The 12,343-nt window shown below is 46.7% G+C and carries 9 protein-coding genes; 6 read left to right on the forward strand and 3 right to left on the reverse strand.

The features are described from left to right. Positions 1-448 precede the first annotated feature (448 nt). Positions 449-877 carry a UPF0158 family protein gene (locus ACRJJO_RS21095; protein ID WP_431067539.1) on the reverse strand — a complete coding sequence of 143 codons (429 nt, stop codon included), beginning with the start codon at positions 875-877 and terminating at the stop codon, positions 449-451. Positions 878-1,238: 361 nt separating this feature from the next. On the opposite strand from ACRJJO_RS21095, the gene soxY reads away from it, so the two are divergent. From soxY to ACRJJO_RS21120, 5 genes are all read left to right on the forward strand, one after another. Next, on the forward strand, positions 1,239-1,709 hold the full coding sequence (soxY, locus tag ACRJJO_RS21100) for a thiosulfate oxidation carrier protein SoxY (RefSeq protein ID WP_431067540.1): 471 nt from the start codon (positions 1,239-1,241) through the stop codon (positions 1,707-1,709). A gap of 185 nt (positions 1,710-1,894) precedes the next feature. Beyond that, a complete protein-coding gene (soxZ, locus tag ACRJJO_RS21105) occupies positions 1,895-2,215 on the forward strand; it encodes a thiosulfate oxidation carrier complex protein SoxZ (RefSeq protein WP_431067541.1) in 321 nt (106 codons plus the stop codon). Then, a complete protein-coding gene (gene soxA, locus ACRJJO_RS21110; RefSeq protein ID WP_431067542.1) occupies positions 2,212-3,048 on the forward strand; it encodes a sulfur oxidation c-type cytochrome SoxA in 837 nt (278 codons plus the stop codon). Before soxZ ends, soxA begins: the two co-directional genes overlap by 4 nt. Further along, positions 3,045-4,304 (forward strand): molybdopterin molybdotransferase MoeA, encoded by a 1,260-nt coding sequence (gene moeA, locus ACRJJO_RS21115; RefSeq protein ID WP_431067543.1) that lies wholly within the window; start codon positions 3,045-3,047, stop codon positions 4,302-4,304. Before soxA ends, moeA begins: the two co-directional genes overlap by 4 nt. Positions 4,305-4,468: 164 nt before the next feature. Then, a complete protein-coding gene (locus ACRJJO_RS21120) occupies positions 4,469-5,794 on the forward strand; it encodes a hypothetical protein (RefSeq protein WP_431067544.1) in 1,326 nt (441 codons plus the stop codon). A 90-nt stretch (positions 5,795-5,884) separates the two neighbouring features. Here the strand turns inward: ACRJJO_RS21120 and hpnR are convergent, their stop codons facing one another. After that, positions 5,885-7,444, reverse strand: coding sequence for a hopanoid C-3 methylase HpnR (gene hpnR, locus ACRJJO_RS21125; RefSeq protein WP_431067545.1), 1,560 nt, complete (start codon positions 7,442-7,444; stop codon positions 5,885-5,887). A gap of 692 nt (positions 7,445-8,136) precedes the next feature. On the opposite strand from hpnR, the gene ACRJJO_RS21130 reads away from it, so the two are divergent. Next, on the forward strand, positions 8,137-9,390 hold the full coding sequence (locus ACRJJO_RS21130; RefSeq protein ID WP_431067546.1) for a hypothetical protein: 1,254 nt from the start codon (positions 8,137-8,139) through the stop codon (positions 9,388-9,390). 368 nt (positions 9,391-9,758) lie between these two features. Here ACRJJO_RS21130 and ACRJJO_RS21135 read toward each other — a convergent pair whose 3' ends face one another. Beyond that, positions 9,759-12,008 carry a fused MFS/spermidine synthase gene (locus tag ACRJJO_RS21135; protein ID WP_431067547.1) on the reverse strand — a complete coding sequence of 750 codons (2,250 nt, stop codon included), beginning with the start codon at positions 12,006-12,008 and terminating at the stop codon, positions 9,759-9,761. Positions 12,009-12,343 lie beyond the last annotated feature (335 nt).

The following is a 12,343-nucleotide window of genomic DNA, read 5'->3' on the forward strand; positions in this document are numbered from 1 at the left end:
GTTTTTGCGGATTGGATACACAAGGCATATTGCAGAGCATCGAGCAATTTTGCGCGTGACCTCATCGGCGAAAGCCGGCTTTGCTCGATTGCCCTTAGTCGTAGGGTGCGCATCGCGCACCCTACGCCTTCGATATAAGCCGCGGGTGTCAAGCATCATTGGTTTTCCCTCACCTAACGCTAGGTGAGAGACTAGCGCTAGGCGATCCGCTTAGGGTACGCTGTGCGTACCATGGTAACCCCGAAATGTTCATGTACCAACCGAACCGCCAGGGCACGGCTTTCGTACGCGCAGCGTACCCTACAATTTATGTAATACGATGAGAGCTGAAGCTTGGGAAAGAGCGTGATATTTCAGTTTAAAAAGCGGGAACACAGCAATTAACTAAAAATGGCTTTTTTCGAAAGCTTAGCTGCAAGCCCAATCCTGCTATGAAAATAGCGAAAGATTATTTTTCGACTAAATGCAGATCATTTTCCTCGCACCATTCGCGAGCGGCTTTTTTTGTAGCCTCTTCTTCGAAACGGTGCCATGTTTCCAGAAGGTCGTTACGGTCCGCCCAATCCTTAAATTTCGCATAGGCGCCGCGTTTTCGGAACATGGCCCTGACTCGATCATAATCGGATGAACTATATTTGTCGACGAAAGACCAAACCAATGACGTACCAAGATTAAGATCATGCTTATCCGGCAGGCTAATATAACGGGCCGGGTCATCCAAATCGTCGGGCAGTTCCTCCGCCCCTTCGAAATCAATGTACTCGGAACGGATATGGATTTTACCGGTTTCGAGCGACAAAAATGCTTCGCTTGCATGATTGGGATCGGCGCTGATGAAGTGTATGGCAAAGAGTAATTCGTTTAATTCGACAGTCATGAGCAATACGTTTCCGAAAGCTAAAAGAAATGATTAGAATAGTCGGCATGAAAAATCGCTAATTATACCTTTCGCACTTCAAACTTCGGCGATGATTAAGGAGGCGCCGGGGTAATCGGTCGATTTTTGCTCCTGCAAAATCGACATTCAGGCCATCCATGGCGCGTGCAAAGGCTTTGCCAGGATGCAGGCATAGAGCCTACATGGACGTATTCACCCAGCACCTAAATTATCCAAGATAGTTAACCATAGCTAATGGGCTTTGGAATTTAGGTGCTGGGTTCACGGCGTCCTTTGACGATCACCCCGGTGCCGAATTATGATCTACGATTGGTATATCGCCTAATCGAACTGAAACTTCATGACTTATTCGCGTAGAAAATTTTTACACCACGCTACGGCATCGGGCTGTTACGTCATAGCCGCTTGTGCAGGACTGATGACTCCGGGACAAGTTTTCGCCGAATGGGCCGAAGACTATTTCTCGCCGGGAAAGCTCGAACACACGCTGGATCGCTTGTTTGCCGGAGCGGACATTGCCGATTCCGCTGCAATTTCGCTCAACCTACCGCTAATCGCCGAAGACGGAGCAGTCGTGCCGATCAAGGTTGCCAGCACGCTAAGCGATGTCGAAAGCATCGCGATTCTGGTCGAGAAAAACCCGGTGCCGCTGGCGGCGATTTTCACATTGTCCGAAAATACCGAACCGTTCGTATCGGCGCAACTAAAAATGGCCGAAACCTGCGATGTTATTGCCGTAATCAAAGCGGGTGATAAGCTCTATAGCGCACGTCAACAAGTCAAGGTCACGATCGGCGGCTGCGGAGGCTAAGGTATATACGAAAATCACTTTCCGAAACAGTAAGCTTTGTGGAGGTTTGGTGACTCGCTTGACAGGACGCCGTGAATACATCCTTGTAGGCTTGGCGGCGGCTATCCCTGCCGCCGACACCTGTCAATCGAGCCACCAAACCCCCTTCCGACATTTGAAGAAGTAATTGCATGCTCGTTACTAACATGACCAAAACCAAAATTCGCCTCAACGCCAAAAACGGCAAAACCGAATTGAAAATCTTGATCGCGCATCCGATGGAACACGGCCGCAATCGAGATCCGGAGACGCAAGAATTGATTCCGGCGCATTTCATCAAGGCCTTGACAGTAAGTCAAAACGGAAAAACGATCTTGAGCGCACAAATGGCCGGCAGCATCTCGAAAAATCCTTATTTTTCCTTTTGGTTAAAAGGCATTGCAAACGACGACCTGATCCGTGTCGACTGGGTCGACAATCAAGGCCTCAGCGGCAGCGCCGAACAACGACTAGCCGAACCGTCATGAGCAAAGGCTTACGCTATGTCTATCCATTGTTGCTAGGAATCCTGGCCGGATCGGCACTTGCCGACCCGGAACAGGACCACAAAGCCTTGACCGAACATTACCGGACATTATTTCCTAAATTGACGCTACAGGATTATGCCGACGGCGTTTATGCAATCGACCCCGGTGCCCGGCAATCCTGGCGGGCGATCGAAGAATTTCCGCCGTACGAATGGGCTTTGGAAGAAGGTAAAACCCTGTTTTCGATACCTTTTTCCAATGGCGCTCATTATGCGGACTGCCTGCCGAATCGCGGCATCGGCATCGCTCAACTTTATCCGAAGTGGAATAGCGAAACCGGCGAAGTCGTTACGTTGGCAAAAGCCTTGAACGACTGCCGCGAACGAAATGGCGAGCCTCCTTTGCCCTATCAAAAAGGCGAAATCGCATCTTTGCTCGCCTATTTGGCTTATACGAGCCGCGGCAAAGTTCTCGCAATCGAAATTCCCGATAACGATCCGCGTTCTCTGGCCGCCTATCAGGCCGGGAAAGCTTTTTATTACGAACGGCGCGGCCAATTGAACTTCAGTTGCGCGACCTGCCATGTGCAAAACGCCGGCAAACGACTGCGCTCGGAAGTGTTAAGCCCGTCATTGGGCCATACCAGCCATTGGCCGGTCTATCGTTTGAAATGGGGTGAAACCGGCACGCTGCACCGGCGCTTTGCCGAGTGTCTCAAACAAGTCCGTGCGGAATCGCCCGGCGCGCAAAGCGCCCAATTCCGTAATTTGGAATATTTTTTAAGTTATATTGGCAACGGCATCCCGATAAACGGCCCGAGTATCCGCAAATGATCAAAACTCAACCTAGCTGCACAGACATCTTTGAATCGGGACTAATGCCTTGCGAAGTCGCGCTTTCCCGAATTTTAGCCAATCTTCCGACTATTAACGGCTATCAACGTTTGCCGATTGAAAAAACCCGAGGACGCACTTTATATGAAGCCATCGTCTCGACTCTAAATGTACCTGCGCAAACCAATTCGGCTGTCGACGGCTATGCATTGCACAGCTCCGAACTCCCGTCCGAAGGAATCAAGCGACTTGCCGTAAAAGGCCTTGCCCTGGCCGGTACTCCTTATCAGGGTGCTGTCGAGCCGAGTACCTGCCTGCGCATCATGACCGGTGCCGCTTTACCTAAGCCGTTCGACACCGCGATCATGCAAGAGCATGTCGAAACCGAAGACGGCTTTATCGCCATCGATAATCGGCATAAAGCCGGCGATAACGTTCGCCGCGCCGGGGAAGATATCAAACAAGGTGAAACCGTCTTGGCTCCGGGACGCTACCTCACGCCGCCGGATATCGGCTTACTCGCTTCACTCGGCATTAACGAAATCAATGTCAGACGCCCACTGGTCGTCGCGATCGCCTCGACCGGCAACGAAATTTTTGCTCCGTTTGAAACGCCCGGCGAAGGCGGCATCTATGATAGCAATCGTTATAGCCTCTTGGCGGCACTGGACAGACCCGATATCGAAGTCGTAGATCTCGGCATTATCGAAGACGACCCCGATACTTTATTGAAGCGTTTTAACGAAGCGGGCCGTTATGCAGACCTCATCATCTCATCGGGCGGCGTTTCGGTTGGAGAAGCCGACTTCACGAAAACGGCCCTACTAAACTCAGGGCAAGTCGATTTCTGGAAAATCGCAATCAAACCGGGCCGGCCTTTGGCATTCGGGCGCATCGGAAATGCCGCGTTTTTCGGCTTACCGGGTAATCCGGTCGCGGTATTGGTCACCTTTTATTATTTCGTTTTACCGGCCTTGGAAAAAATGCTCGGCATCGTCGATAAGCCGATCACTCCAACAATCATCGCGCGTACAACCGAAAAACTTCGCAAAAAACCGGGACGCACCGAAATACAGCGCGGCATCCTCAGCCGCGATCAAGATGGCGACTGGATCGTCAGAACCACCGGCAAACAAGGCTCGGGCATTTTGATGTCGATGAGCAAAGCCAATGCGTTTATCATTTTGAATCATCAAGATACATCTAAATCCGCCGGCGATTGGGTTACCGTAAGACCCTTTTGCGGCATGTTTTAGCCCCCTCCGAATAAATTATTAGATATTTAATGTCAATTCTGTTAGATTTGCATTTGACTTTCATCTAAACGCATGCTAGGTCGCAGGATCTCATGACAACTCAGCCTTGCTGTTGTCACGGCAAATGGAAACATCCAAAAATTATTACAATAAAGGGGGTAGCTATGATTACCGACGAAATTATGATCACCATGGCCGCTACACTGTCGACCACATTGATTATTATGCTTCTGGCGATAAGAAACACCGTACATAAAAAACGACTGAGAAGAAACCTTGATAGACTCGAAACCGCCAAACATTCGAAATACGATACCGCTCATTTCCAAGAATTAAAAAACGATATCGACCCTACTTACATCAATAGCGGCAATTCAAGTACCGCTACTTTTAAGTTATCGCTAAAAATTTCCTTCGGCATTGCCGTATTATTGGGATTTTCTTGGTGGACTTTTCAGTTATTCACGAAAGGCGTTTTGGTCTGGGCTGCGGTTTCAGGTTTATTTGCCGTCATCGGCTTGATACTGCCGTTTCTGATATGGCGAGAAGTTAGGCAACGGGAAGAAATCAAAAGCCGGGCAGGACGAATACTCAAACAGATTGAAAAAAACCTCAAGGAAGCTCACGCTGATGAAACATCCCAACAAAGTCGAAAACCCGCCACATCGACGATATCAACCGAAAGTGCTCCGGTTAAAGACACTAAAACATGGATTGAACAAAAGATTCCGATTCCCGAAGATTCGGTATTGAGACGTCACTTATTATCGCAGTTGCGCGCCGAAGTCGAAGCAACGTTATTTCCGCGTCCGACCGATTGCGTATTGCTGCGCCACTACGGGCAATTAGTCGAATCCGAAGTGGAAAACCGCTTACTTAATCCGGAAGCCTTACATCGTTTCAAACTTATCGATGGCATCGAAATACCCGACGCTTCCGCTCCGGGTTCGATTATCGAAGTAAAGCTAAAATCAAGCCCCATAGAACACGCAGTCGGTACGCCAAGCAATTCTGACTCTAAGCACGAAGTCCCCGAGGATAGTGTATTGAGAAGACACTGGTTGACGCAACTACGTAGCGAAATCGAAGCGTCGCTGTTTCCGCGCCCGACCGATTGCGTATTGCAGCGGCACTATGAACAATTAGTCGATTCCGAATTGGAAAACCGCCTAGTTAATCCGGAAGATTTATCTCTGTTTAAATTCATCGATGGCCGAGAATCGGCTCTTGATTCTCCTGCGCCACCGAAACCCAAACGCATCGATACGCTAATTAATAAGCCCGCTGCCAAAGCAAAAAACGAACCTGAACAAATCACAATACCCGAGGATTCCGTTTTACAACGTCATTTTATAAGCCAATTACGAAGTGAAATTGAAACCGAAGTCTACCCGCGTCCGACAGAGGCAACGCTGCAACGCCACTACGATCAACTCATCGAAGCGGAATTAGCCTCGCATTTAAAATGGAACACAAACTGGATCCGATAGATCGATTATTATTTCTTTCAAAACAATAGACCGGTAGAGACAGTCGCCTCGTCTCTACCGGAATATCTGCCAAACCGATAACGAATGCCGTCAAGACTCACTCAAGGCGCCCCGACTCTCATCGACAAATTTTTCGGTATCGTCATCCAACTGCCGACTAGTCCGCCCTAACGGCTCATGAACATACAGCGACTTGGATAAGGCCTTGGCGCTGGAAAATTTAGTGTCTTTAACCGGCGGCTTCATTTGATATTTAACCGGCATTTGATGGTCTGCCAATTGCAATTCCGGATTGAATACTTTATCGAATTTAAACAGATTCTTCGCAAAATTTGTTTGGCCGCGCATTAAATTGCCGACCAAGACCTTCGTCACATCGCGCATAGCCGCCCACCCCATGTGTTTAGTAAACATGACACGCTGAGTTTCGACCAATTCCGCATAAAATTCTTCTATCGGTAAGCGAGTCGGCAGCACCGCATGCTGAATATCGAACAATCGATAATCGCGAGTCGTCAAATTACGCGACTCGGTCAGCCAACTTTCGGTTCCCGGATAAGGCGTATTGACGCTGATATTAACGATTTCAGGCACTTCTTTACACCACTCCCTGACCACACGGAAACGCTCGTGATCCCAATCGGTATCGGCGATGATATTGATCGCGACATTGATACCTAGGGTCCTAGCAAACTCCAAAGCCTCGAAATTACGACTTAAATCAATACGTTTACGGTATTTTTCGAGCCCTTCCTCATCGATCGACTCGATACCCAAGAACATGTAACTCATCCCGAGTTCCTTCCAGAACTTAAATACGTCTTTGTTACGCAGCAACACATCTCCGCGCGTCTCCAAATAATATTCTTTCTTAATGCCTTTCCGAGCCAAGGCCTCGCCGATTTCGAAGCCCATTTTTTCTTGAATGAATGCGACATCGTCGACAATGAAAATACCAGGCTCGCGAATTTTTTCCATTTCTTCGACGACTTTATCAGGACTCATCACGCGATAACTTCGTCCATAGAATGTCCAAGCGCTGCAGAACGAACAGTCCCATGGACACCCTCTGGAAAACTCGATTGATGCACAAGGATCCAGCGTGCCGAGAAAATATTTATTACGATGTCGAACTAAGTCTCGGGCCGGCGCAAGATTGTCAAGATCAGGGATAAACGTCGGCTGTCCACCCTCGCCTTTCATCGTCACCACGCCGGGCACGCAATGAACGTTTTCCCTGTCTTCCTTGATGGCTTGGAACAACAAAGGAAGCCCCGACTCGCCCTCGCCTTTGAGAATGGCATCGAGACTACCTTCGCTATGTTCCAATAACTCTTCGGCGGTAAACGAGGCGCTATGCCCGCCGATAAAGACAAACCCTTTAGGCAAACGGCCTTTCACGGCTTTGACAAGATCGATGACCTCGGGAACATTGGCCAAATAATTCAACGAGAAACCAACGATATCGGGTTGCCAATCGTCCAATAGACGAAATAAATCTTGATGAGATTCCACCTGTAAGTCGATCAAACGCGTATCGTAACCTTGTCGCCGAGCCGTTTCGGCAACTTGTTCCAGACCAAGCGGCTCAAGGCGTAAAAACACCTTGGTATACATTAGCGGACTAGGATGAACAGCAAGAAATTTCATGTTTTCGACTCCCTATCAGGCCATAGTGTTCGTAACAATTTATACAAAACATCCAAAAATAGTATCGAATCACTATAAAAAAACTTACTATATCGGTCAAATTTATTTAGGATATCGTCAAAAATAACTTTCCTGGAACCATGAGTTTTGTAGCGTATCAAGCTAAAAACGGCCAACCCGCATCACGCTCTTTCCCTAGCTCCAGCCTGGGAAAGACACTCCGGAAGCTCCCCCTTCGACAAGGCTCTCCTGAGCGCAGCCGAAGGGCTCAGGGCAAGAGCTTCCTGAGACCAACACAACCTCCGCACATTCTCAATCAACCCCGGCTTGCTCGTTCAATCTTCCTTGATTGTCGGGATGCTGGAGCTTGAATAACAGCTTATTTTAGTCTTTTTGACCTCGATGCCATTTATTGTAACTTGGTATTCTCGGCTTTCCCTCATCTAACGCTAGGTGTGGGAAAGCCACTGATGCTTGACAACCACGGCCTATGTCGCATCCCTCGAAGCGCACTAAATTCCATAGTCCATTCCATTGACCATGGTTAATTGACTTAGAAATTTAGGGATGGGCCTTTGACGGACACCACTGTGCCGAATTTTGATATACGAAGGGTATAATAACTCCCAGCACCTAACTTCTTGACACCTAATAATGGCATTGCTCCCCGGTACCGAAATTTGGCTAGCAAAATGAAATTCATTGTAAAACTATTGTTCTCATCGGTATTGGTTTTCCTAGTCCTGGCAACCACCTTATTGGTGTTAGTCGTAGAAGATAAACCCAAGCTAAGAAAAAGACCCGATATCACCACCGAGCAAATAGCCAGAGGAAAACAAATTTTTGTACAAAACGACCCGCGACGCCTAGCAACCGGCACGATAGCAAGAGCCAGCATTGAACAGAGAGACTTAGACCTAGCCGTCAATTATTTCGTCAATCAATACATAGGCGGCGTTGCCGGTTTAACGATCAAACAAGGGCGAGCAATCATTGAAAGTACCCTAAAATTACCCTCAAACCCACTGGGCAATTATTTAAATTTAACACTCGAACTCAAGCAAACTGAGAGTCTTCCTGAAATCGACCACCTATCACTGGGCAAATTAAGAATACCCGGACTTATAGCTAATAACTTAAGCAAAAGTATCTACAGCCTTATGCTGCCGGATGCCGATTGGAAGGCGCTTCAAGCCATGATCAGAAATGTCAGATTCATCAATAAACGAATCATCGTGACTTATAAGTGGCATGAAAATTTACCGACCAAGCTCAGCGGCGCTTTTTTACCCGAACAAGAACAGCATCGCATTGAAGTTTATCAACAACGCTTGGTAATGCTAACGCGCGCGCCCAAAAGGCACTTGAGTTTGACCGAACTCACGCAACCCTTATTTCAATTGGCAAACGAACGCAGTCGCCGAGGCGACCCGATTGGGGAAAACCGTGCCGTTATTCTGGTTCTAACGTTATATGCCAACCGTTTAACGCTGAATAAAATTATTCCATCATTGAAAAGCCAATATCGTCCAATATGGCGAACCGTCACTCTCAATAAAAGAAACGATTTAAGCAAACATTATCTAGTGTCGGCTACGCTTGCCGCCTATGCCGGCACGCCGTTGGCAGATGCCATAGGATTATATAAAGAACTGGAAGATTCGAGAGGCGGCAGCGGCTTTTCATTCATCGATATGACCGCCAATCGGGTCGGCACGCTCATGGGCGAACTCGCCGTACAAAAACCATCACAAGCCAGAAAAATTCAAGAATTTATGACCACGGCCCAAGAACGCGACATCATCCCCGAAACGGCAGACTTGCCCGAATATCTTGCAGAACAAGCATTTAACCGACTCTACGGCGGCTTAGAAGGCGCCGCCTATCAGAAAATGATACAACAAATAGAGCATCGAATCGCCCAATTACCGATTAACAAACAATAAACAGCGCTCCGATTTCTATTCGCCCCCTAACCTAACGTTCAAAAAAGGACAAAAGAATGTTTTGGAACAGGTTTTAACTGTTCAATACCCTCGTAGGTTACGATTTGCGTACCATGGTAACCCATACGCATCAAGCTAAAAACGGCCAACCTACATCAAGCTCTTTCCCAAGCTGGAGCTCTCGCCGTTATACACAAGTACCGGTAAAGGTGCTGAACAGAGTTTATCGAATACCTGGGAACGGTACTGTTTGAAAAATCAGTGGATATTGAAAATCAATGGCTTTCCCTCACCTAGCGTTAGGTGAGGGAGCGAGAACCCCGGCGCCTTAGGCACTGCCGAAATTTGAAAGTGCAAAAGGACATAGCTTATTTCCAAACGCTCATGATGCTAGTGAAATCGTCCGTCCATGAACGAGCATCGGCGTAATGGGGGACTTTTTGCCAATTATGCTGCAAGTCGGCATTGACTAAAGGCACAAGGTCCGCTTCTTTTCGAGCCAGAATGGCCCAATCCGATCGATAAACAAAAGGAATATTTTGCTCAGGCCTGAACTCTTGCAACAACAGAGTCAATCCCAATTTTTCCGCATGGTCGGATAGTACCTTTTTCAATTCCAGATAACGATTGGAAATGTGAAAAACCAACAAGCCGTGATTTTCCAATCTGGAAAAATACAACTCCAAAGCTTCCTTGGTGAGTAAATGGGTCGGTATCGAATCCGATGTAAACGCGTCGATAACCAATAAATCAAAAGGATTTGGTTGATTTTCCAATGTGATTCTGGCGTCTCCGACTTGAATATCGTAACCGCTGATACAATCCGTTAAATAAGTAAAATACTCTGGATTCGTTGCGATCTGCACAACGGCCGGATCGAGTTCGAAAAATGTCCAGTGTTGAGAAGTTTTGGCGTAACCGGCCATTTCTCCAGCTCCAAGACCGACAACGCCGATCCGCCAAGCGTTGTTTTGGTTGTTGTAATTCGCAAAAATGGAACCCAAAGGCCCTTGCGGACTGTAATAGCCGTTCGGTGTGCATTGTCGATTGACATCGTTCAACAACTGCAAGCCATGCCGGGTTGTACCGCTATAAATTTCATGCAATGTGTGCGTATTGTTGTCGACATTGAGATCCGAAATTTTCTTGACCGACAATACGCCATAAAAATTTCGGCTTTGATGCAAGAGCTGGTCTCCGCCTTGATGTTTTTCCGGCGCCGCACAGGACAGCACCAACAGTCCAACCAAAGGAAAATACAAAGAATTTTTTTTAAATAGAAAGTAGGCTGCGCCCATTAAAGCAATGATCGCAAAACTAATGAGAAATGCATCGTCCAGTTGTTTGACACTGATCGATAAAATGACCGCAAACGTAATGAAGTAAGCGCTAAAAATAATTTTCGCCAAATGTTCCTTAACATACTGACCAATGCCATTGATTGGGTTCAACAACAATGCGCAAACAATCATCAGTGGATATTCGTAAATCGAGCTGAATATAAACGGCGCGATAAAGCTGTTAAAAATACCTCCGAGCATCCCGCCGAAAGACATGATTAAATAATATTGAGTGAGATAGTTTGTCGAGGGGCGTTTCTTAGCTAACTCCCCATGACATACCATGATGGATATAAAGAAAACTAATAAATGAATCAATAATTCAACTGAAAAAGAAGCCAGTTTTTGATTCGAAAAGTAGTAAATCAAAAAGGGTGCAACCAGCCAGGGCTGTATCAATAATACTTTCTTATGAATAGCGGCGCCGTAGCCGGAAAATACCAAAATAAATGAGAACAAATACAAGGCTAAAGGAATAACCCATAACAACGGCACCGTGGCGATATCGATGCTGATGAAATTAGTCGTGCCCAATAACAAACTGGAAGGCACAAACGCCAATAATAACCATTGAATTTGTAATTTCAGCTCAGGCTTTTCGACTAGATTAACACTTGATGCCTTATTATTGACTGCAGGCTGAAAGTGCTGCTGTTTCAGAACTAGCATACACAAAGAAATCAAGCCTATCAGCACAAGAAAACCCGCACTCCAATATTGCTGTTGCTGGGTAATACCGATAGCGGGCTCCAGTAAAAAAGGATAGCTCAATAACGCGATCAAGCTGCCGGCATTACTGGCAATCGAAAGATAATAAGGGTCGTTACTGGTCTGATGGCCGATTTTTGAAAACCACTTTTGCAATAATGGTGAGTTAGTGGACAACAAGAAAAACGGCAAGCCTATCGACACAAATAGAGTCGACAACAACCAAATACTGGGATTTTCCGAACTGGGCGGCCTGCTGCCCTCAGGGATACTTACCGGAAGGAAATAAAGACTGATAAGCAGTATCGAAAGGTGGATGGCAAGATGCTTTCGATAACCAAAGCGAGTTGAGAGAAAATGGGCATAAAGATAACCCAGAAAAAGGATGCTCTGATAAAACACCATACAGGTATTCCATACGGATGCAGAGCCGCCTAATAAAGGCAAAAGCGCTTTCCCAAACATTGGTTGTAAAACAAACATTAAAGAAGCACTGCTAAATAACGTCAACGCGAACAGGAAGATAGGAAAATTGTCGCGTCTGATTTCACTTTGATGTGTAATGTCCATACGCCCCCCTAAATAACTAATTTACGGTGAAAATTAAGTTTTGACCGGACTAACCTCTAATTTGGCAATAATTATCGACAGGCTTATGGGCGTGTCGGACGAGTATTTCTTGACTGCTTTGCTGGGATAATATGATCGATTTCACATTTTTTCAAGTCCTTGATTAAAAAAACTTACCTTTCCGCATAAAAACAAAATAACTCATTGTTTTTCCTGATTAGCAAGATGCTTCAGCTTGCCGAAGCCAAGTATCCAAGCAGTGGCCAGTCGTAGTCGCAATAACTAAAATATGCTGTTACCCAAGCTCCAGCTTGGGTAACCTGTTCAGGAAGCTC

Source organism: Methylotuvimicrobium sp., from assembly GCF_050611805.1.
In the GTDB taxonomy this organism is placed as follows: Bacteria; Pseudomonadota; Gammaproteobacteria; order Methylococcales; family Methylomonadaceae; genus Methylotuvimicrobium.